The following is a 22,139-nucleotide window of genomic DNA, read 5'->3' as shown; positions in this document are numbered from 1 at the left end:
CGCAAAAGTGAAAAAAAAGGGATGCACCGGCCGGTGCATCCCTTTTTCCTGATGGCGAACTGATCGCCAGGTGAAGATCAGTACTTGGGTGGCTGTTTGTCTTCGCGGCTGGCGCGGCGATCGCTCGTGCTGCTGTCGCGGGAGGACGAGGAGCTTTCGCGGTCACGCGAGCGGGCGTTGTCGCGATTGGCATCACGTTCGCGGGCACGGCTGCTGCGATCGCTGTCCTTGGCATCCTTGTCCTTCCCATCTTTTCCCTTGGCGTCATCCTTGGCCGCATCGGCCGCGGGTGCCGGCGCCGGCGGCGTCACGGTCTGGATGCCCTTGGCCGCCATGTATTCGTGCATGTCCTTCCAGCCGGTGAAGATGCCGGCCTTCAGGGCATCGGGATTGCGCTGGTAGCAGTCTTCCAGGCTCTGGCCGGCCTGGCGGCAGCCGGCGCCCAGCGCGATACCCTCGGCCTTGGCCTCTTCCGGGGTCTGCTTGGGCTTGGTGAAGCTGCTGACATAGTCGCACGCGGACAGCGACAGGCTGACGGCGGATATCAAGGCCAGGTTGGCCAACAGGCGACGGGCCTGGGATGAGCTTGCTGACATGCGTTCCCTCGTTGGGTCGGTTGCTCTTGTTGTTGACGGGCCTGCGGCCCTTGGCGGCAAACGGACAAAAGGCCATTGCAAGCGACGCTCGCAACAGCCTTCTGATCCTTTTGCAGGCTGATCCGTCTATTTTCACCTCGGCAAGCAGGCTTGCATACGAGGAAAAGAAGCCGAAACAGCCCTGAAATTGACGCTCCCGGCCAGGGAACCCCGGCCGGTACGTCTTAACACGTCTTACTTGGCGGTCGCCAGGGCGACGGTCGTGTCCAGCATGCGGTTGGAGAAGCCCCACTCGTTGTCGTACCAGGACGACACCTTCACCAGACGGCCGGAGACCTTGGTCAGGGTGGCGTCGAAGTTGGACGATGCCGGGTTGTGGTTGAAGTCCACCGACACCAGCGGCTCGGTGTTGTAGGTCAGGATGCCCTTGAGCGGACCGGCTTCGGCAGCGGCCTTCAGGACGGCATTGACTTCATCCACGGTGGTGTCGCGCGAGGCCACGAAGGACAGGTCCACCAGCGAGACGTTGATGGTCGGCACGCGGATGGCGAAACCGTCCAGCTTGCCGTTCAGTTCCGGCAGCACCAGGCCGACCGCGGCAGCAGCGCCGGTCTTGGTCGGGATCATGGACTGGGTGGCCGAACGGGCGCGACGCAGGTCTTCGTGATACACGTCGGTCAGCACCTGGTCGTTGGTGTAGGCGTGGATGGTGGTCATCAGGCCGGTTTCCAGGCCGATCTTTTCGTGCAGCGGCTGCACCAGCGGTGCCAGGCAGTTGGTGGTGCAGGAGGCGTTGGAGATGACGGTGTCGGACGCCTTCAGCACCTGGTGGTTCACGCCGAAGACGACGGTGGCGTCCACGTCCTTGCCGCCCGGAGCGGAGATGATCACCTTCTTGGCGCCGCCCTTGATGTGGGCGCTGGCCTTTTCCTTGGTGGTGAAGAAGCCGGTGCATTCCAGCACCACGTCCACACCCAGCTCGCCCCAGGGCAGCTCGGCCGGATTGCGCTGGGCCAGCACCTTGATGCGGTCGCCGTTGACGACGATGGAATCGCCATCGACGGTCACGGTGCCGGGGAACTTGCCGTGGGCGGTGTCGTACTGGGTCAGGTGGGCATTGGTCTTCGGATCGCCCAGGTCGTTGATGGCGACGATTTCGATATCGTGCTTCTTGCCGCCTTCGTAGTGGGCGCGCAGGATATTGCGGCCGATACGGCCATAACCGTTGATTGCTACGCGAATGGTCATGCTGTTCTCCTCAAGTAGTAAAAATCGATGCAAACCGATAGCCGGTAAAGCGACCTGCCCGTCAGCCTACGCCCTTGCGGCGCACTGGCCCGGCCATGGTTCCGTCTTTTCCGGCCTTCCTGCCGTTCTTGTTCTTACCGCATCCACGCTCAGGACTTCAGCTGGCGCCAGACGAAACCGATTTCGTCCAGTTCACTGCCATCATCCCAGGTGAAGGTTTGTTCATAAAGCCTTTCGGCCCCCAGCGACTCGAAAAATTCCCCGGCGCCTTCGTTCTTGCTCAATACCCACGCCATCAGGCCGGTCGCGCCGGCGCTGATGAGGGTGGCCGCGACATTGGCCAGCAGGCGCTTGCCCAGGCCACGGCGCTGTTCATCGGGCAGCACGCAGATCGCGGTCAGCTCGGCATCGCAGCCGAAGCGGGCTTCGGCCAGCGTCATGCCGGAGGCAAAACCGATGATCTCGCCACCGCTCTCGGCCACGAAGGTACAGGCCGCATCCGAGGAGGCTTCCAGTACCTGTTCCCACAGCTTGACGCTTTCCTCGGGCTTCAAATGGTCGAGGTAGCTGTCCGGCACCAGGCCGCGATAGCTGGCACGCCAGGCGTCGATGCGCACACCGGCGATGGACGCCGCATCACCCTTGCGGGCAAGGCGGATCAGGACCTGCTCGCTCATGGCTGGCGTAGCGCTCAAGCCAGCACTGCCTTGGCCTTGGCCACCACGTTTTCGACGGTGAAGCCGAAGTGCTTGAACAGCACGCCGGCCGGTGCCGATTCACCGAAGGTGTCGATACCGACCACGGCGCCTTCCAGGCCCACGTACTTGTACCAGAAGGCGGTCACGCCAGCCTCGATGGCCACGCGCGGGATGCCACGCGGCAGCACCGATGCCTTGTAGGCCGAATCCTGGCGGTCGAACACGTCGGTCGAGGGCATCGAGACGATACGCACGGCGATGCCTTCGGCGGTCAGCGCATCGGCGGCCTTGGTGGCCAGCTCGATTTCGGAACCGGTAGCGATCAGCACCACCTTGGCATTGGGCGCATCACGCAGCACGTAGCCACCACGGGCGATGTCCTTGACCTGGGCGTCGGTACGCTCCTGGAAGGGCAGGTTCTGGCGCGAGAAGATCAGGGTGCTGGGACCATCGTTGCGCTTGATCGACTCGGCCCAAGCCACGGCGGTCTCGGTGGTGTCGCACGGACGCCAGTTGTCCAGGTTGGGGATCAGGCGCAGGCTGGAGACGTGTTCCACCGACTGGTGGGTGGGGCCGTCTTCGCCCAGGCCGATGGAGTCGTGGGTGAACACGAACAGCGAACGGATCTTCATCAGCGCGGCCATGCGCAGGGCATTGCGGCTGTAGTCGGAGAAGGTCAGGAAGGTCGCGCCGAAGGGCAGGTAGCCGCCATGCAGGGCGATACCGTTCATCATGGCGCTCATGCCGAACTCGCGCACACCGTAGTTGATGTGGTTGCCGCGCTGGTCGGCGCGCACGGCCACCGATTCCTTCCAGTTGGTCAGGTTCGAGCCGGTCAGGTCGGCCGAGCCGCCCAGGAATTCCGGCAGTGCCTGCGCATAGGCCTGGATGGCGTTCTGGCTGGCCTTGCGGGTGGCGATGGTTTCCTTCTTTTCCAGCGTGGAATTGATATAGGCGGTCACCGTCGATTCGAACGCGGCCGGCAGCTCGCCCTTCAGGCGGCGCAGCAGTTCGGCGGCTTCGGCCGGGAACTGGGCGGCGTAGGTATCGAAGGTCTGCTTCCAGCTGGATTCGAAATCGGCACCGGTGGCCTTGGCATCCCAGGCGGCGTAGACATCGGCCGGGATCTCGAAGGGGGCGGCGGACCAGCCCAGCGCTTCGCGCACGGCGGCGATTTCCTTGTCACCCAGGGCGGCGCCGTGGACCTTGTCGGTGCCGGCCAGGTTGGGCGAACCCTTGCCGATGACGGTGCGGCAGCAGATCAGGGTCGGCTTGTCGGCCAGCTTGGCCTGGTGGATGGCGGCGCTGACCGCCTCGACGTTGTGGCCGTCCACGGCCGGGATGACGTTCCAGCCGTAGGCTTCGAAGCGCTTCGGGGTGTCGTCCTTGAACCAGCCTTCGACGTGGCCGTCGATGGAGATGCCGTTGTCGTCATACAGCACGATCAGCTTGGACAGGTTCAGCACGCCCGCCAGCGAGCAGGCCTCGTGCGAGATGCCTTCCATCAGGCAACCATCGCCGACGAAGGCGTAGGTGTAATGATCGACCACGGACAGGCCGGGCTTGTTGAATTCGGCCGCCAGCAGCTTTTCGGCCAGCGCCATGCCCACGGCATTGGTGATGCCCTGGCCCAGCGGGCCGGTGGTGGTTTCCACGCCCGGGGTGATGTGCACTTCGGGGTGGCCGGCAGTCTTGGAATGCAGCTGGCGGAAGTTCTTGATGTCGTCCATCGACAGGTCGTAGCCGGTCAGGTGCAGCAGCGCGTACTGCAGCATGGAGCCGTGGCCGTTGGAGAGCACGAAACGGTCGCGGTTGGCCCACTGCGGATTGGCCGGATTGTGGCGATAGTGCTTGGCCCACAGGGCGACTGCGATTTCGGCCATCCCCATCGGCATGCCCGGGTGACCGGAATTGGCTTTCTGAACTGCGTCCATCGCCAGCGCGCGGATCGCGTTGGCCATCTTGTCGGTGGGGAGAGTGGAAATCATGTCGATGTCTGTGTGTGCTGTGCTGGAGGCGCCGACTGGCGCATGAATCGGGTTCTGAAGCCAAAGCGCCCGCCCGGAATACCCGGGACAAGCGCGGGGCCGTATTTTACCAGAGTGCGTCGGGGGGATTAAAATTCAGGGTCGGCCTATGAATCGTCTGACAAGATTTTTCGATGTTTCTTGCATTTTCTTGATCTTCCTCGCCCCCAGGACCCTGCCCCATGCCTCGTTTCTATTTCCCGCACCCCCTGGCGATCGGTTCGGCCGTGGTCCTGCCCGAGCAGATCGCCCACCACGTGCAGGTGCTACGCCTGCAGCCGGGCGACACCATCACCCTCTTCAATGGCGAAGGGGGTGAATACACCGCCAGCCTGACCGCCATCGAAAAGAAGCGCGCCCACGCCGAACCCAAGACCTTCTCCCCCCGCGAAGCCGAGCTGCCCTATGGCCTGACCCTGGCCCAGGCCCTGCCCGAAGGGTCGAAGATGGACTGGATCATCGAAAAAGCCGTGGAACTGGGCGCCACCGCCCTCCAGCCGCTGGCCGCCCAACGTTGCGTGGTACGGCTCTCGGGCGAACGCGCCGAGAAGAAGCAGGCCCACTGGCAAGGCATCATCCACGCCGCCGCCGAACAATGTGGCCGCAACCGCCTGCCGCATCTGGCCGAAGTGACCGACTTCAAGCGCTGGATCGCCCAGAGCGACCTGCACCGGCGCATCCTGCTCTCGCCCCGCGGCGAGCAGCCGCTCTCCGGCTGGGCCCGCCATCACCCACCGCAGGCAGTGACGCTGGTGGTCGGCCCGGAAGGTGGCTTCAGCGAGGAAGAAGAAAACCTGGCCTGCGCCCAGGGCGCGCTGATGTTGTCCATGGGCAGCCGCGTGCTGCGCACCGAGACCGCCGGGCTGGCCGCCCTGGCTGCCCTGAATGCGGTATGGGGCGAACTGTAATCTCCGACTGACCCGACCTGCCGACCTGCCGCCTAAACGTGCAGACCCGCCGTACTTGAGGTGCAAAAACGGCGCAGGCCTCACCAATTTGTCTCATCGACAAGCTGCGCCGTCGCTCCCATGACATCCTGCCGTGCGGCAATTTCCGCCGCAAAGCCGCTTCCTGCCTGACTTTCCCCTTCCACCGCAGCGCCTGACGATGGCCTGGCACGCCTTCTGCTTAAAGATATTCAATCTTGTATTCAAGTTTGAATATCCAAAATGAACGCCACCCAGACCCCGCAACAAGCTGCCTTCCAAGCCGCCGATATCCACGCCAGCGCCGGTACGGACATCCCCACCATCGCCGCCACCCTGGCCGCCTACCGCGAGGGGCGCAGCACCCCCGGCAAGATCGTGGCCGATCTGCTGGCGCGCATCGACAGCGCCGGTCGCAACGAGGTCTGGATCAGCCGGGTGCCGGCCAAGCAGCTCAAGCAGCAGGCCGCCGCGCTGGACCTGATGCTGCAGATCAAGGGCGAGGCGGTGTTCGAGACCATGCCGCTGTTCGGCATCCCCTTCGCGGTCAAGGACAACATCGACGTGGCCGACATGTCTACCACCGGCGCCTGCCCCGAATTCGGCCGCCTGGCCAGCGAGAGCGCTACCGTGGTGCAGCGCCTGCAGGCCGCCGGCGCCCTGCTGGTGGGCAAGACCAACCTCGACCAGTTCGCCACCGGGCTGGTGGGCGTGCGCTCGCCCTACGGCGCGGTGCGCAATGCGATCAAGCCGCAGTATGTCTCGGGCGGGTCCAGTTCCGGTTCGGCCGTGGCCGTGGCGCTGGGGCAGGTGATGTTTTCGCTGGGGACCGATACCGCCGGCTCGGGCCGCGTGCCGGCCGCCTTCAACCATCTGGTGGGCCTCAAGCCGACCAAGGGACTCATCAGCGCACGTGGCCTGGTGCCGGCCTGCCGCACGCTGGACTGCATTTCCATCTTCGCCCACGACGTGGCCGACGCTTGGCGCGTGCTGCACAGCGCCGCCGGCTACGACGCCGAGGACGGCTATTCGCGCCGCCCGGCGATGCTGGGCGTGAAACGCCGTGGCTACCGCATCGCCATTCCTGATGTCTGCGAGTTCTACGGCGACACGGTCGCCCAGGAAGCCTGGGAGCGCAGCCTGGCGCAGATCGCGGCACTGCCCGGCGTGACGCTGGCGCGCATTCCCTTCGCTCCCTTCAGCGATGCCGCGCAACTGCTGTACCAGGGGCCCTGGGTGGCCGAACGCCGCGCCGCACTGGGCGACTTCTTCCTGGAAAACCCGCAGGCCATCGACCCGGTGGTGCATCAGATCACCGCCCAGTCGGACAATTACGACGCGGTGGATGCCTTCAATGCCCAGTACCGTCTGGCCGACCTGCGGCGCGAGGCCGAAGACCTGCTCGATGGCAGCGACCTGATGCTGGTGCCGACCACCACCACCTTCCCCACCATCGCCGAGGTCCAGGCCGATCCGGTGGTGCGCAATTCGCAACTGGGCTACTACACCAACTTCGTCAACCTGATGGACATGGCGGCCCTGGCCATCCCTGGCGTGTGGCGGCGCGACGGCCTGCCGGCCGGCGTGACCCTGATCGGCCCGGCCGGGTCCGACCACCTGCTGGCCGAGGCCGGCGCGCGCCTGCAGCAGCAACTGGGCGGTGCCGCCCAGGCCGATGCGATTGCCGCCGCGCCGCTGCCCTTCAATGAAAGCACCATCAAGGTCTGCGTGGTCGGTGCCCATCTCGCCGGCCAGCCCCTGAACTGGCAATTGCTGGAAGCCGGGGCGCGCCGCGTAGCCGTCACCCGCACCGCCGCCCAGTACCGCCTGTATGCCCTGGCCGGCACCACGCCGCCCAAACCCGGCCTGGCCCGCACCGAAGGCGACGGCGCCGCCATCGCGGTGGAAGTGTGGGAAATGCCGCTGCGCCAGTTCGGCGGCTTCGTGGCCGCCATTCCGGCGCCACTGGGCATCGGCACGGTGGAGCTGGCCGACGGCAGCAGCGTCAAGGGCTTCATCTGCGAGCCGGCCGGCATTGCCGGCGCCACCGACATCACCCACCACGGCGGCTGGGTCCACTACCTCGATTCGCTGAACTGACACCACCGATACGACCGACACCTTACCACGGAGCTGCTCATGAAAAAGAACACCCTCTCCCCCCTGCAGGACACCAACCGCCGCCGCTTCATCGCCAGGGCCGGCGTGGTGGCGGCGGGCGCCGCCATCGCTGGCGCCCCGGCCATCCTGCGCGCGCAGACGCCGCCGATCCGCATCGGCTACTGGCCGGTGGCCGCCGGCCTGCCCTTCTACGCCGCCGTGGAAGCGGGCTATTTCAAGGAAGCCGGGCTGGAAGTGCAGGCCATCAAGTTCGCCGGTGCCCAGCAGGTGATGGAAGCCATGCTGGCCGGCCGTGCCGATGGCTCGGCCAATGGCACCGGCGCCGGCAACCTGGCCATCGGCGAGATCGCGCAGCCGGGCCTGTTCAAGATCTTCGCCACCAATCCCAGCAATGCCAAGTACGTGCTCGATGAATTCCTCGTCCCCAAGGACAGCCCGGTCAAATCGATTGCCGAATTGAAGGGCAAGAAGGTCGCCTCCGGCCCCGGCATCCAGAACGTCACGCTGGCCAAGACCGTGCTGGAACGGGCCGGCGCCGCCGGCGCTACCGTGGTGGAACTGCCCATCGGCCAGCACGTTGCCTCGCTGGCGGCCGGCCAGGTCGATGCCGCCTATACGCTGGAACCCACCGGCACCGTCGGCCGCATGAACAACACCACCCGCGTGCTGGAAGCGGGCGTGATCGCCAAGTACATCCTGGGCGACCCGATGGCGCCCTGGCATGGCGGTGCGGCAGCGCTGACCACGGAATTCATCAAGAAACATCCCGAAGTGGCCCGCAAATACATCACAGCCTATGCACGTGGCATCGAACTGGTGCGCAGCAAGCCCGACCAGGCGCGCACCTACCTCAAGGGCTATACCGCCATCGAGGGTTCGCTCACCAATGAAGTGCCGCTGGCGGCCTACATGCTCTACAACGAGTTCAAGCCCAGCGATATCGCCTACTTCCAGAAGTTCTACGACCTGTTCGTCGAGAAGGGTGTGTTCTCGCAGCGCATCGTGGTCGACAACCTGATCTACAAGGGCTGAGGCCATCATGAACGAGACCGTCGCTCCTTCCGTGACCGTGGCCGCCAGCAAGCCCACGGCGACCTCGCCCCCACCCCCGCCAACCGTCGTGCGCAAGCGTCCGGCGCTGGGCCGGCTCTTGCCCATCGTCGGCCCCATCGCGTTGTTCGTGGTGTGGGACCTGGTGGTGCGCGCCGGCTGGATCAAGGCGATCCTGCTGCCGCCGCCCGAAGCCACGCTCATGGCCATGCTCAAGGGCCTGGCCGGCGGACCGCTGCTGATGGACTTCAGCGTCACGGTGGTGCGCACGCTGGAGGCCTTTGTCATTGCCATGGTGCTGGGGGTCCCCATCGGGGTGCTGTTGGGCAGCAATGAACGCGCCTACCGCAGCGTGGAATTCCTGATCGACTTCTTCCGTTCCACACCGTCGTCGGCGCTGATCCCGTTGTTCCTGCTGATCTTCGGCGTCTCCGACATCAACAAGGTCGCCATCGCTGCCTTCGGCGCTTTCCTGATCGTGCTCTTCAACAGCGCCTATGGCGTGCTCAATGCGCGCAAGCAGCGCGTCATGGCGGCCAAGGTGATGGGGGCGTCACGCTGGCGCATCTTCTGCGACGTGCTGCTGTGGGAAAGCCTGCAGGCCACCTTCGTGGGTCTGCGCAGCGCGGTCTCGATGGCGCTGGTGATCGTGATCGTGGCGGAGATGTTCATCGGCTCCGAGAACGGCCTGGGTCACCGCATCATCGACACCCAGCAGGTCCTCAACGTACGCGAGATGTATGCCGCCATCCTCTCGGCCGGCGCCCTCGGTTACGTGCTGAACGTGGTCTTCATCATCATCGAAAAACGTATCGTCCACTGGAGCGGAAGATGAGCGTCGTCATCAGTCCCAAGATCGACCTGCCCCCGGAAACCCCGTTCGTTCCCGGGCCGCCAGGCACCCATATCACCATTCGCGGCCTGACCAAGCATTTCGCCGGCTGGCCCCTGTACGAGAATTTCGACCTGGACATCCCCAAGCACCAGATCGTCTCGGTCTTCGGCCCCAATGGCTGCGGCAAGTCCACGCTGATCAACATGATCGCCGGGCTGATCCCCATCGACGCCGGCCAGATCCTGTTCGACGGCAAGTCGCTGGCCCAGACCAAGATCGGCTACGTGTTCCAGAACTACCGCGATGCCATGTTCCCCTGGCTGCGCACCATCGACAACATTGCCTATCCCCTGAAGCTGGAAGGCAAGTCCAAGGCCGAGATCAAGCACCGGGTCGATGAACTGGTGGCGTCCTTCGACGTCAAGTTCGACCTCATGCGCTATCCCTACGAACTGTCCGGCGGCCAGCAGCAGACCGCCTCCATCATGCGCGCCCTGGCGCCGGGGCCGGAAGTGCTGTTCCTGGACGAACCCTTCTCGGCACTGGATTTCGAGATGACGCTGTTCATCCGCGAAAAGCTGCAGCAGGTCTTCATGCAGACCGGCACCACCATGGTCCTGGTCTCGCACGACCTGGAAGAAGCGGTCTATCTGGCCGACCAGATCCTGCTGCTGACCAAGCGCCCGACGGCGGTGGCAGACATCTTGCATTACCAGGATGCGCGACCGCGCACGGTGGAGACGCTGTCGCAGGCGGGCTTCATCGCGGCCAAGAAGCTGTCCATGGAAATCTTCCAGCGCGAAGTGCGCAAACCGGCGCGGATGCAGGCGCCGGGGACACTGGCGCTGTCCTGAGCAATGCAAGAAGACGATTGTTTCGAGAAAGGGCGCCGTGACTCCCGTTCGTCCTGAGTAGCGGCCACGCCGCGTATCGAAGGCGCGCCTTCGATACGGCCCTGAAGGGCCTACTCAGTCCGAACGGCCAGTAGCCAGTAGTCAGGCCGCAGTTAGTGTTGACAGCAGGCACTGCAAATTACCCCGAGCGATATTGCCATTCCCAACCACCCACGTTCTGACTGGAGCGCAACAACATGAAAAACCGCCGCGATTTTCTGAAACTGTCCGGAGCCGCCGCCCTGGGCGCCGCCTTCCCGCTTGACCTGCTGGCTGCGGGTCCCCTGACCGTGGGCTTCATCTATGTCGGCGCGCGCGATGACTTCGGCTACAACCAGTCGCATGCGCAAGCCGCCGCCATCATCAAGAAGATGCCGGGCGTGAAGGTGATCGAAGAAGAAAAGGTCCCCGAGACCGTGGCCGTGCAAAAGACCATGGAAGCCATGATCCAGCAGGATGGCGCCACCCTGCTGTTCCCGACCTCCTTCGGCTACTTCGACCCGCATGTCCTGAAGATCGCCGAGAAATATCCCAAGGTGCGCATCGCCCACTGTGGCGGCCTGTGGACCGCCGGCAAGCACCCGATGAACGTGGGCAGCTTCTTCGGCTACATCGAGGAGTGCGAATACCTTTCCGGCGTAGTGGCCGGCCACATGAGCAAGAGCAAGAAGCTGGCCTTCATCGCCGCCAAGCCCATTCCGCAGGTACTGCGCAATATCAACGCCTTCACCCTGGGCGCGCAGTCGGTCGATCCCGCCATCACCTGCCACGTCATCTTCACCGGTGACTGGTCGCTGCCGGTGAAGGAAGCCGAAGCCGCCAACAGCCTCATCGACCAGGGTTGCGACGTCATCACCTGCCACGTCGACGGCCCCAAGGTGATCGTCGAGACCGCCGAGAAGCGCGGCATCATGACCACCGGCTATCACGCCAGCCAGGCTTCGCTGGCGCCCAAGGGCTATCTCACCGGCGCCGAGTGGAACTGGGCCACGCCCTATACCGAGATCGTCAAGGCCACGCTGGAAGGCAAGCCCATGATCAACTTCCTGCGCGGCGGCCTGAAGGACAACTTCGTGAAGATGTCGGCCTATGGCGCAGCCGTGAGCGCCCCGGCCAAGAAGAAGGCGGACGACATCAAGGCCCAGATGCTGGCCGGCAAGTTCCAGATCTTCAAGGGACCGATCAAGGACAACAAGGGCAATACCGTGATCCCGGCCGGCACCACCCAGGTCCAGACCGATGTGGCGCTGGAGAAGATGAATTACCTGGTGGCCGGCGTGGTCGGCCAGGTCTGACGCGAGCACGCAGGACGGCACCATGACTACCCTCCCCGCTCCCGGCGTGGCTGCGCCGACCGGTCCGACGGCCTCGCCCTGGCGCAGGCTGCGGTCGGCCCTGCTCAATGGCGTGGCGCCGGCCCTGCCGACCTTGTGCGCCCTGGCCGGCACGCTGCTGTTGTTCGTGCTGTTCCTGCTGGTGCAAGGCAAGCCGGCAGGCGATGCCTGCCTGCTGATCTACCAAGGTGCCTTCGGTACCCTGTTCGCCTGGCAAAACACCTTGCAACGTGCCGCGCCCCTGCTGCTGACTGCCCTGTGCGTGGCCTTGCCGGCGCGGGTGGGCCTGATCGTCATCGGTGGCGAGGGCGCACTGGCGCTGGGCGGACTGGCGGCGGCGGTGATGCCGCAACTGCTGCCGGGCCTGCCGGCGCTGGTGATGCTGGTGCTCATGGCCGGCGCCGCCATGCTGGCCGGTGGCCTGTGGATCGCCCTGTGCGGTGGGCTGCGCCAGTGGCGCGGTGTCAACGAGACGATCTCCAGCCTGTTGCTGTCCTATCTCGCCGTGGCGGTGTTCAAGCATCTGGTGGAAGGCCCGCTGCGCGACCCGGCCAGCCTGAACAAGCCCTCCACCCTGCCCTTGCCGGATCCCTACCTGGTGGGTTCGCTGCCGGGGCTGGAAGTGCATTGGGGCCTGGCCTGGGGCGCCATCGCCTGTATCGCGGCCTGGGTGTTCCTGCGCCATAGCGTGTCCGGCTTTGCCATGGGCGTAGTGGGCGGCAATGTGCGCACGGCACGGCTGGTGGGGCTGTCGGTCAATCGCCTGGTGCTCACGGCCTGCGCGCTGGGGGGCGCGGCGGCCGGCCTGGCGGGCATGTTCGAGGTCAGCGCGGTGCAAGGCAGCGCCACCAGTGCGCTGCTGGCCGGCTATGGTTTCTCGGGCATCCTGGTGGCCTTCGCGGCGCGCCAGAATCCGCTGGCCATCATTGTCTGCGCAATCGTCATCGGTGGCGTGGAAGCCAGCGGCAGCCTGCTGCAACGCCGACTGGACCTGCCCGACGCCACCACGCTGGTGCTGCAGGGCCTGCTGTTCTGCAACCTGCTGGCCTGGGAATCCATCACCGGCCGCCTGGCCGCCCTGAAGCTGCGCTGGCAGCAGGCGGCGCCAACCCTCCCGAGCAAGGAGTCCCGCCATGCATGACTTCGACTATGCGACCCTGCTGCTGGCGCTGTTCGCCGGAGCGATCCGGGTCGGCACACCCTTCCTCTTCGTCAGCCTGGGCGAATGCCTCACCGAAAAAGGCGGACGCGTGAACCTGGGGCTGGAAGGCATCCTGGTCTGCGGCGCCATGACCGGCTATGCGGCCTCCTTCTACACCGGCTCGGCCTGGCTGGGGGTGCTGGCGGCGGGCTGCTCGGGCTTGCTGCTGGGGGTGCTGCACGGGGTGGTGTGCTCGCTGCCACGGGTCAACGACATCGCCTTCGGCATTGCCTTGATGCTGCTGGGCACCGGCCTGGCCTTCTTCCTGGGCAAGCCCTTCATCCAGCCGCAGGCGCCGATGCTGCCTTCCATCGACCTGGGCGCCTGGAGCAGCAATGAGCGCTTGCACCACGCCCTGCAGATCAATGCGCTGTTCTTCGTCGGCGTGGCGCTGGCCCTGCTGCTGCAGTGGGGTCTGTCGGCCACGCGCTGGGGCCTGGCGCTGCGGCTGGTGGGCGACCATGCCGAAACCGCCCGCGCCCTGGGTTATCGCCTGACCGGCACGCGTATCGCCGCCACCGCCGCAGGCGGCTTCCTGGCAGCGGTGGGCGGTGCCTATCTGTCGCTGTACTACCCCGGCAGCTGGAACGAAGGTCTCTCCAGCGGCCAGGGCCTGATGGCAGTGGCGCTGGTGATCTTCGCGCGCTGGCAACCCTGGCGCTGCCTGCTGGCGGCACTGCTGTTCGGTGCGGCCGGCGCGCTGGGCCCGGCGTTGCAGGCGGTGGGCGTGACCTCCGGTTACTACCTCTTCAATGCGGCGCCCTATGCGCTGACGCTCTTGATCATGATCCTCACCTGCCGTCCCGACCGCACGCTCTCCAGCGCCCCGGGCGAACTGAGCCTGACCCGATAATTCCGACAATCCCGATAATCAAGCTAGGAGCCACCATGTCCGAACTCTTCATCAAGGCCGAACCCTACGCCTGGCCCTACGATGGCGCCCTGACCCCGGCCAATACCGCGCTCATCGTCATCGACATGCAGACCGATTTCTGCGGCATCGGCGGTTACGTCGACAAGATGGGTTACGACCTCTCGCTCACGCGCGCGCCCATCGAGCCGATCAAGCGCGTGCTGGCTGCCATGCGCGCCGGTGGCTACACCATCATCCACACCCGCGAAGGCCACCGCCCCGATCTCTCCGACCTGCCTGCCAACAAGCGCTGGCGCTCGCGCCAGATCGGTACCAATGGCGTGGGCATCGGCGACGCCGGTCCCTGCGGCCGCATCCTGGTGCGCGGCGAGCCGGGCTGGGAAATCATCCCGGAACTGGCGCCCATCGCCGGCGAGATCATCATCGACAAACCCGGCAAAGGCTCCTTCTGCGCCACCGACCTGGAAATGATCCTGCACACCCGGGGCATCCGCAACATCGTGCTGACCGGCATCACTACCGATGTCTGCGTCCACACCACCATGCGCGAGGCCAATGACCGTGGCTTCGAATGCGTGATGCTGTCCGACTGCTGTGGCGCCACCGACCACAACAACCACCTGGCAGCGCTGTCGATGATCAAGATGCAGGGTGGCGTCTTCGGCGCGGTCTCGGATTCGGCCGCGCTGATCGATGTGATCGGGGCCTGATCATGCACGCGCTTGAGCTGGAAATCCTCGGCGCCGGCAAGTCCTTCGGCAGCTTCCGGGCGCTGGACGAGGTGTCGCTGAAGATTCGTGCCGGCACCATCCATGCCCTGCTGGGGGAGAACGGCGCCGGCAAGAGCACGCTGGTCAAGGGACTGGTGGGGTATAGCCCGCTCGACCAGGGCAGCGTGATGGCCGACCGGCGCGAGGTGGACATCCGTGGCGCGCGCACTCCCAGCCAGTTGGGCATCGGCATGGTCTACCAGCACTTCACGCTGGCGCCCAGCCTGAACGTGGCTGAAAACCTGCTGCTGGCACGGGGCGACCTGCCCTGGCGCATCCGCTGGGGCAGCGAACGCGCGGCGCTGGAAGAATTCATGGCGCGCATGCCCTTCCGGCTGGCGCTGGACCGGCCGGTGAGCAGCCTGTCGGCCGGCGAAAAACAGAAGCTGGAAATCCTCAAGCAACTCTATCTGCGGCGCCGCTTCCTGATCCTGGATGAGCCGACCTCGGTGCTCACGCCCCAGGAGGCCGACGAAGTGCTGGGCCTGATGCACGCGCTGACCCGCCAGCAGGAGCTGACGGTGCTGATGATCACCCACAAGTTCCATGAAGTGAGCGCCTATGCGGACGATGTCACCGTACTGCGCAAGGGCCGGCTGGTGGGCAGCGCCCGCGTGGCCGATACCAGCCCGGACGAGCTGGCGCACTGGATGATGGGCCATGCCCGCCAGGAAAAGGCGCAGGTGGCGCGCCCTGCGGTGCCGGCGCAGGCGTCGGTGGGACTGGAGGTACGCGATCTCACGGTCAACAATGATCGTGGCGTGGCGGCCGTGCGCGCCTTGTCGTTGCAGGTCAGGCAGGGCGAGATCGTGGGGCTGGCCGGCATCTCCGGCAATGGCCAGAAGGAACTGGTGGAAGCCCTGCTGGGCCAGCGCCGTCACCTGCAGGGCGAGATCCACGTGGCCGGTGCGCCCTACGCCGCCACCCGTGCCGAGATGCGCCGCCTGCGCGTGTTCGCGTTGCCGGAAGAACCGCTGCGCAATGCCTGCATCCCGGGCATGAGCGTGGCCGAGAACATGGCGCTGCGCAACTTCGACGTCGCTCCCTTCAAGCGCGGTGGCTGGCGCATCGACCGCGCCGCCATGAAGCGCCAGGCGCAATCGCTCATCAGCGCCTTCAACGTCAAGCCGCCGTTGCCGGAACGCGCCATCGGCACGCTCTCCGGTGGCAACGTGCAGCGCGCCGTGCTGGCCCGCGAACTGGGCGAGCATGCGGCCGCTGGCGACGCCAATCACGGCGACAACGCCACGGCGCCCAATGTACTGATCGTGGCCAACCCGGTGTTCGGCCTGGACTTCGCCTCGGTGGCCGACATCCACGCCCGCCTGCTGCAAGCCCGCGCACGCGGAGCAGCGGTGTTGCTGGTGAGCGAAGACCTGGACGAATTGCTGGAGCTGTCCGACCGCATCCTGGTGATGACCGAAGGCCGCATCGTGCATGTGGCGCAGGACGTCGCCACCCGGGGCGCCGACCGCGCCGCGCTGGGCCGCTGGATGGCGGGCCACTCCGAACAACCCACTCACGCCGAGGCCGCATGATCCGTATCGACGCCACGCCCTACCCTTACCAGTTCCACCCGCGCAGCACGGCGCTGGTGGTGATCGACATGCAGCGCGACTTCATCGAGGAAGGCGGCTTCGGCAGCGCCCTCGGCAATGACGTGCGGCCGCTGGCGGCCATCGTGCCGACCGTGGCGGCGCTGCTGCAGCTGGCACGCGAGGCCGGCATGCTGGTGGTGCATACCCGCGAATCGCACCTGCCGGACCTGTCGGATTGCCCGCGCTCCAAGCGCCTGCGCGGCAACCCGACGCTGGGCATCGGCGATGTCGGGCCGATGGGCCGCATCCTGGTGCAAGGCGAGCCGGGCAACCAGATCCTGCCGCAACTGGCGCCGGTGGAGGGCGAACTGGTCATCGACAAACCCGGCAAGGGCGCCTTTTACGCCACCGACCTGCATGCACAACTGCAGGAGCGTCGCATCACCCACCTGCTGGTGGCCGGCGTGACCACCGAGGTCTGCGTGCAGACCTCGGTGCGCGAGGCCAATGACCGTGGCTACGAATGCCTGGTGATCGAGGATGCCTGCGCCAGCTACTTCCCCGACTTCCATCGCACCACGCTGGAGATGCTGACGGCCCAGGGCGGCATCGTCGGCTGGCGTGCCCCGCTGGCACAACTGCAGGCCGGCGTGGCTGCCTACACAGGAGACAATCCATGATGCAAGTGAACCTGCCCCATGTGGTGGCCGAGGTCGAACAGGCCTTCACCGATTACGAATACGCCTTGCTGGTCAATGACATCCCCACCCTGGACCGCTGGTTCTGGTATGCGCCGCAGACGGTGCGCTATGGCGTGGGCGAGGTGCTGCTGGGTGGCGAAGCGATCCGCCAGTACCGCAAGACCTGCACCCCGGTACCGGCCTCGCGCAAGCTGCAGCGTACCGTTGTCACTACCTTCGGCACCGACTATGCTACCGTCTCCACCGAATTCACGGACCACACGTCCGACCGGATCGGCCGTCAGATGCAGACCTGGGTCCGCATGGAAGAAGGCTGGCGCATCGTCGCCGCCCACGTCAGCCTGATGGCATGAGACCGCCTCCCGAGAACACCAGAATGCCCGCGCCATGACCGTCACCGTTGCCAATCCGCTCGCCGAACAGGTCTATCACCGGATCAAAGACGACATCTTCAGCTTCCGCCTGCTGCCCGGCGACAATTTCACCGAGACCGAGATGGCGCAGCGCCAGGGCGTATCGCGCACGCCACTACGGGATGCGCTGTTCCGGCTGCAGCGCGAGGGCTATCTGGAGGTGGGCTTCCGGCGCGGCTGGAAGGTCTGCCCCATCGATTTCGACCGGCTCGACAATCTCTACGACCTGCGCATCGTGCTGGAGATGGCGGCGCTGGAAAAGCTGTGCAGCCAGGAAGAGCCCGGCGCCGGCCTGGAACAGCTGAACGCGATCTGGCTGGTGCAGCCGGAAGACCGGCTCGCCGACGCGGTGCAGGTGGCCGAACTGGATGAAGCCTTCCATACCAACCTGGTGGCCGCCGCCGGCAACCACGAGATGACCCGGGTCCATACCGAGGTCACCGAAAAGATCCGCATCGTGCGCCGCCTGGACTTCCTCAAGAAGAAGCGCGTCGATGCCACCTACGAGGAACACGGCAAGATCCTGCAGCTGGTGGCCAAGCGTCGCGCCACCGAGGCACAGATCCTGCTGCGCGCCCACATCACCCAGAGCAAGCTGGAGGTGCGCAAGATCACCATCTGGATGCTGGCCGAGGCGCGCCAGTTGCAGGAGCCGGAAGCGGTGCCGGCCCTGCGCTGAACTTGGCCAGGCCGAGACAAGACTTGCCAGGCATGCACGAAAAGCAATATTTCTATTGAGAAATGTGAAAAACCTTCCTGAGATGCGCAAGCAGGCGCTTGATCGCCCCGATCCCGCCACCAAATCAGGGAAAGCCTCCGAAACCATTTATAATGGAAGGCTTTTGTAACAGCGCATCTCAACAGCGGCTCAATGAAGGTATTTCGCGGACTTCCCACAGCCGAATCGCGCGCCCCGTGCGCGCTGACCATCGGCAATTTCGACGGCGTGCATCTGGGCCACCAGGCCCTGCTGGCACGCGTGCGCGAGGCCGCCGGCAAACTGGGCCTGGACGCGGCGGTGATGACCTTCGAACCGCATCCGCGTGAATTCTTCGCCCAGCTGGCCGGCACCCCTGAACGCGCCCCGGCGCGCATCGCCAACCTGCGCGACAAGCTGCAATCGCTGGCCGACTCCGGCATCGACCGCGTGGTCGTGGAGCATTTCGGCAGCCACTTCGCCGCGCTCTCCCCGCAGGACTTCATCGAGAAGATCCTGGTACAGGGCCTGCATGTGCGCTGGCTGATGGTGGGCGACGACTTCTGCTTCGGCGCGCGCCGCGCCGGTACCCTGGACACCCTGATCGAGGCCGGCCGCCAGCATGGCTTCGAGGTCCATGCCCTGCCGACGGTGACCAATGCCGGTGTGCGCATCTCTTCTTCCGCCGTGCGGGCGGCACTGGCCGAGGGCGACTTCGACCTGTCGCGCCAGTTGCTGGGGCATCCCTATGCCATCAGCGGGCGCGTGGTCCATGGCAAGAAACTGGGCCGCACCATCGGCTTCCCCACCCTGAACATGCGCGTGGGCCACAAGCGTCCGGCGCTGTCGGGCATCTTCGTGGTACAGGTACATGGTCTGGCCGAACAAGCGCTGCCGGCCGTGGCCAGCCTGGGCGTGCGTCCGACCGTGGATGACAGCGGGCGGGTCCTGCTGGAAACCCACCTGCTGGATTTCCAGGGCGATTGCTACGGCAAGCTGGTGCGGGTCGAGTTCCTGCAGAAGCTGCGCGACGAGGAAAAGTACGTGGACCTGCCCACACTGACCACCGCCATCGCCCGCGACGTCGACCATGCCCGCGCCTGGTTCCGCGAGAACGCCGGCTTCGCCGTCTCGGCCACCGACCGAATTTGAACGCTGGGCGATGGCCGGAGCAGCGCTTCCGCCGTCGTCCAGCCGCCCCATCCGCATTTCGCCAGCGCGCATGTCAGCACGCCCGGCGCCAGAATCAAACTGCATCCAAGGAAAGCTTTCTCATGTCCAGCAACGACAACTCCGCCAAACCCGGCAAACCGGAAAAAGCCGGCAAGGCGCCCTCCAAATACCCGGTCAACATGACCGAGACCGCCTTCCCCATGCGCGGCGACCTGGCCAAGCGCGAGCCGCAATGGGTCAAGCAGTGGCAGGAGAAGAAGGTCTACGAACGTATCCGCAAGGCGTCGGCCGGCCGTCCCAAGTTCATCCTGCATGACGGTCCGCCGTATGCCAATGGCGACATCCACATCGGCCACGCCGTCAACAAGATCTTGAAGGACATGATCGTCAAGGCCCGCAATATGGCCGGCTTCGACGCGCAATACGTGCCGGGCTGGGATTGCCACGGCATGCCCATCGAAATCCAGATCGAGAAGCAGTTCGGCAAGAACCTGCCGGTGGCCGAAGTGCAGGCCAAGGCGCGTGCCTACGCCGGCGAGCAGATCGAGCGCCAGAAGGCCGACTTCATACGCCTGGGCGTGCTGGGTGAATGGGACAACCCGTACAAGACCATGAACTTCTCCAACGAAGCCGATGAGCTGCGCGCGCTCGGCACGATCCTGGAGAAGGGCTATGTCTATCGTGGCTTGAAGCCCGTGAACTGGTGCTTCGATTGCGGCTCGGCCCTGGCCGAGGCGGAAGTGGAATACCAGGACAAGCGCGACCCGGCCATCGATGTCGGCTTCCCCTTCGCCGAACACGACAAGCTGGCCACCGCCTTCGGTCTGGCAGACCTGCCGACCCGCCACGGCTACATCGTCATCTGGACCACCACGCCCTGGACCATCCCGTCCAACCAGGCGCTCAACGTCCACCCGGAATTCGAATACGCGCTGGTCGAGACCAGCCGCAACGGCGAAGCCACGCTGCTGATCCTGGCCAAGGACCTGGTCGAATCCTGCCTGCAGCGCTTCGGCCTGGAAGGCAAGATCATCGCCACCACCACCGGCGAGAAGCTCTCGCTGATCCGCTTCCACCATCCGCTGGCCAAGGCCGATGCCGGCTACGACCGCCTCTCGCCGGTCTACCTGGGTGAATACGTGACCGCCGACAGCGGTACCGGCATCGTGCACTCGGCGCCGGCCTACGGTATCGAAGACTTCATCTCCTGCAAGGCGCACGGGATGAAGGATGACGACATCCTCAACCCGGTCATGGGCGATGGCCGTTATGCGTCCTGGCTGCCGCTGTTCGCCGGCCTGACCATCTGGGAAGCCTCCAAGCCGATCTGCGCCAAGCTGGAAGAAGTGGGTTCGCTGTTCAAGCTGGTCATGTTCGACCACAGCTACATGCATTGCTGGCGCCACAAGACCCCCATCGTCTACCGCGCCACCTCGCAGTGGTTCGCCAGCATGGACAACACGCCCAAGGATGGCGGCCCCAGCCTGCGCCAGACCGCGCTGCAAGGCATCGAGGACACCGCCTTCTTCCCCGGCTGGGGCAAGGCACGCCTGCACGGCATGATCGCCAACCGTCCGGACTGGACCCTGTCGCGCCAGCGCCAGTGGGGCGTGCCGATGGCCTTCTTCGTGCACAAGGAAACGGGCGAGCTGCATCCGCGTACGCCGGAGCTGATCGAACAGGTGGCCCAGCGTATCGAGAAGAGCGGCATCGAAGCCTGGCAGGCGCTGGACCCCAAGGAACTGCTGGGCGAGGATGCCGAGCACTACGTCAAGAACCGCGACACACTGGATGTCTGGTTCGACTCCGGCACCACCCACCAGACGGTGCTGCGTGGCTCGCACCGCCAGCAGTCGCAGTTCCCGGCCGACCTGTACCTGGAAGGCTCGGACCAGCATCGTGGCTGGTTCCACTCGTCGCTCCTGACCTCGTCCATGTTGAATGGCCGCGCGCCCTACAAGGCCCTGCTCACGCACGGCTTCGTGGTCGATGGCGAGGGCAAGAAGATGTCCAAGTCCAAGGGCAACGTGGTGGCCCCGCAGAAGGTCTCGGACTCGCTGGGCGCGGAAATCCTGCGCCTGTGGGTGGCCTCGACCGACTACTCGGGCGAACTGTCGATCTCGGACGAAATCCTGAAGCGCGTGGTGGAAGCCTATCGCCGCATCCGCAATACCCTGCGCTTCCTGCTGGCCAACACGGCCGACTTCGACCCGGCGCAGCACGCCGTGCCGGTGGCCGAGCTGCTGGAGATCGACCGCTACGCGATCGCCAACATGGCGCGCCTGCAAGCTGAGGTCCTGGCGCACTTCGAGTCCTATGAATTCCACCCGGTGGTGGCCAAGCTGCAGATGTACTGCTCGGAAGACCTGGGCGGCTTCTACCTGGACATCCTCAAGGATCGCCTCTACACCAGCGGCGTGGATTCGGCGGCGCGTCGTTCGGCCCAGACCGCGGTGTGGCACATCACCCAGTCGCTGCTGCGCCTGATGGCACCGATCCTGTCCTTCACCGCCGAAGAAGCCTGGGGCTTCTTTGCCGGCAAGGAAGCCTTCGAGGCCAGTGGCGAGACCATCTTCTCGCAGACCTACTACGCGCTGCCGGAAGTGGGCGATGCCGAGGCCCTGCTGGCCAAGTTCGCAGTGCTGCACGAAGTGCGCGCTGCTGTCACCAAGCAGCTGGAAGAAGTGCGTATCGCCGGCAGCATCGGTTCTTCCCTGCAGGCCGAGGTGGAACTGAAGGTGTCGGGCGAGAAGGCCGATCTGCTGGAGAGCCTGGGTGAAGACCTCAAGTTCGTGCTCATCACCTCCGCAGCCAGCGTGACCCGCGTGGCCAGCGCCGAGGAAGAAGGCGTGGTGGTCACGCCCTCGACCCAGCAGAAATGTGAACGTTGCTGGCACTATCGCGCCGATGTCGGGTCTCATCCCGAGCATCCCGGCCTGTGCGGCCGCTGCGTCAGCAACCTGTTCGGCCAGGGCGAGAAGCGTCGCTTCGCCTGATGACCTGATCGCCTGATCACCTGATCCAAGCAGGACGGCCTTGCAAGC

General features: G+C 65.4%; 19 protein-coding genes. 15 read left to right on the top strand and 4 right to left on the bottom strand.

Annotated features, from left to right (window positions below; genetic code table 11):
- Positions 1-77: 77 nt before the first annotated feature.
- From BTM36_RS21190 to tkt, 4 genes are all read right to left on the bottom strand, one after another.
- The gene (locus tag BTM36_RS21190) at positions 78-596 is read right to left on the bottom strand and encodes a hypothetical protein (protein ID WP_039875190.1); all 519 of its coding nucleotides are present in this window, start codon (positions 594-596) and stop codon (positions 78-80) included.
- Between the two features lie 234 nt (positions 597-830).
- On the bottom strand, positions 831-1,844 hold the full coding sequence (gene gap / locus BTM36_RS21185; RefSeq protein ID WP_077237813.1) for a type I glyceraldehyde-3-phosphate dehydrogenase: 1,014 nt from the start codon (positions 1,842-1,844) through the stop codon (positions 831-833).
- A gap of 149 nt (positions 1,845-1,993) precedes the next feature.
- Positions 1,994-2,521 carry a GNAT family N-acetyltransferase gene (locus BTM36_RS21180; RefSeq protein WP_006463139.1) on the bottom strand — a complete coding sequence of 176 codons (528 nt, stop codon included), beginning with the start codon at positions 2,519-2,521 and terminating at the stop codon, positions 1,994-1,996.
- A gap of 14 nt (positions 2,522-2,535) precedes the next feature.
- Positions 2,536-4,536: a transketolase gene (gene tkt, locus BTM36_RS21175; RefSeq protein WP_368730707.1), complete on the bottom strand. Its 2,001-nt coding sequence runs from the start codon at positions 4,534-4,536 to the stop codon at positions 2,536-2,538.
- A 215-nt stretch (positions 4,537-4,751) separates the two neighbouring features.
- Between tkt and BTM36_RS21170 the strand changes: the two genes are divergently transcribed.
- From BTM36_RS21170 to ileS, 15 genes are all read left to right on the top strand, one after another.
- Positions 4,752-5,477 carry a 16S rRNA (uracil(1498)-N(3))-methyltransferase gene (locus BTM36_RS21170; protein WP_006463141.1) on the top strand — a complete coding sequence of 242 codons (726 nt, stop codon included), beginning with the start codon at positions 4,752-4,754 and terminating at the stop codon, positions 5,475-5,477.
- Between the two features lie 261 nt (positions 5,478-5,738).
- Positions 5,739-7,595 (top strand): allophanate hydrolase, encoded by a 1,857-nt coding sequence (atzF, locus tag BTM36_RS21165; RefSeq protein WP_254427058.1) that lies wholly within the window; start codon positions 5,739-5,741, stop codon positions 7,593-7,595.
- A 39-nt stretch (positions 7,596-7,634) separates the two neighbouring features.
- On the top strand, positions 7,635-8,648 hold the full coding sequence (locus BTM36_RS21160) for an ABC transporter substrate-binding protein (protein ID WP_077237811.1): 1,014 nt from the start codon (positions 7,635-7,637) through the stop codon (positions 8,646-8,648).
- A 7-nt stretch (positions 8,649-8,655) separates the two neighbouring features.
- Entirely contained in the window at positions 8,656-9,501 is an 846-nt protein-coding gene (locus tag BTM36_RS21155; RefSeq protein ID WP_006463144.1) for an ABC transporter permease, read from the top strand.
- A complete protein-coding gene (locus BTM36_RS21150; protein ID WP_077237810.1) occupies positions 9,498-10,355 on the top strand; it encodes an ABC transporter ATP-binding protein in 858 nt (285 codons plus the stop codon). The genes BTM36_RS21155 and BTM36_RS21150 overlap by 4 nt, the downstream gene beginning before the upstream one ends.
- Positions 10,356-10,591: 236 nt before the next feature.
- Complete coding sequence (locus tag BTM36_RS21145; RefSeq protein WP_077237809.1) at positions 10,592-11,689, top strand: BMP family ABC transporter substrate-binding protein; 1,098 nt, start codon at positions 10,592-10,594, stop codon at positions 11,687-11,689.
- Between the two features lie 22 nt (positions 11,690-11,711).
- Positions 11,712-12,869 carry an ABC transporter permease gene (locus BTM36_RS21140; protein ID WP_077237808.1) on the top strand — a complete coding sequence of 386 codons (1,158 nt, stop codon included), beginning with the start codon at positions 11,712-11,714 and terminating at the stop codon, positions 12,867-12,869.
- The gene (locus tag BTM36_RS21135; RefSeq protein ID WP_006463148.1) at positions 12,862-13,782 is read left to right on the top strand and encodes an ABC transporter permease; all 921 of its coding nucleotides are present in this window, start codon (positions 12,862-12,864) and stop codon (positions 13,780-13,782) included. Before BTM36_RS21140 ends, BTM36_RS21135 begins: the two co-directional genes overlap by 8 nt.
- Before the next feature lie 35 nt (positions 13,783-13,817).
- Entirely contained in the window at positions 13,818-14,513 is a 696-nt protein-coding gene (locus tag BTM36_RS21130; protein WP_077237807.1) for a cysteine hydrolase family protein, read from the top strand.
- A gap of 2 nt (positions 14,514-14,515) precedes the next feature.
- Entirely contained in the window at positions 14,516-16,111 is a 1,596-nt protein-coding gene (locus BTM36_RS21125) for an ABC transporter ATP-binding protein (protein WP_077237806.1), read from the top strand.
- Positions 16,108-16,791, top strand: a complete 684-nt coding sequence (locus BTM36_RS21120) for a cysteine hydrolase family protein (protein ID WP_077237805.1) — start codon at positions 16,108-16,110, stop codon at positions 16,789-16,791. Before BTM36_RS21125 ends, BTM36_RS21120 begins: the two co-directional genes overlap by 4 nt.
- Positions 16,788-17,165 (top strand): oxalurate catabolism protein HpxZ, encoded by a 378-nt coding sequence (hpxZ, locus tag BTM36_RS21115; protein WP_006463152.1) that lies wholly within the window; start codon positions 16,788-16,790, stop codon positions 17,163-17,165. The genes BTM36_RS21120 and hpxZ overlap by 4 nt, the downstream gene beginning before the upstream one ends.
- Before the next feature lie 34 nt (positions 17,166-17,199).
- Positions 17,200-17,904: a GntR family transcriptional regulator gene (locus tag BTM36_RS21110; protein ID WP_006463153.1), complete on the top strand. Its 705-nt coding sequence runs from the start codon at positions 17,200-17,202 to the stop codon at positions 17,902-17,904.
- Between the two features lie 192 nt (positions 17,905-18,096).
- The gene (locus tag BTM36_RS21105; protein WP_006463154.1) at positions 18,097-19,074 is read left to right on the top strand and encodes a bifunctional riboflavin kinase/FAD synthetase; all 978 of its coding nucleotides are present in this window, start codon (positions 18,097-18,099) and stop codon (positions 19,072-19,074) included.
- 122 nt (positions 19,075-19,196) lie between these two features.
- Positions 19,197-22,091: an isoleucine--tRNA ligase gene (ileS, locus tag BTM36_RS21100; RefSeq protein WP_077237804.1), complete on the top strand. Its 2,895-nt coding sequence runs from the start codon at positions 19,197-19,199 to the stop codon at positions 22,089-22,091.
- Positions 22,092-22,139 lie beyond the last annotated feature (48 nt).

This window comes from Herbaspirillum sp. VT-16-41, assembly GCF_001994935.1.
GTDB lineage: Bacteria > Pseudomonadota > Gammaproteobacteria > Burkholderiales > Burkholderiaceae_D > Herbaspirillum > Herbaspirillum frisingense.
Note: the sequence above shows the minus strand (reverse complement) of the source record. Positions and strands in the feature narration are given on the sequence as shown.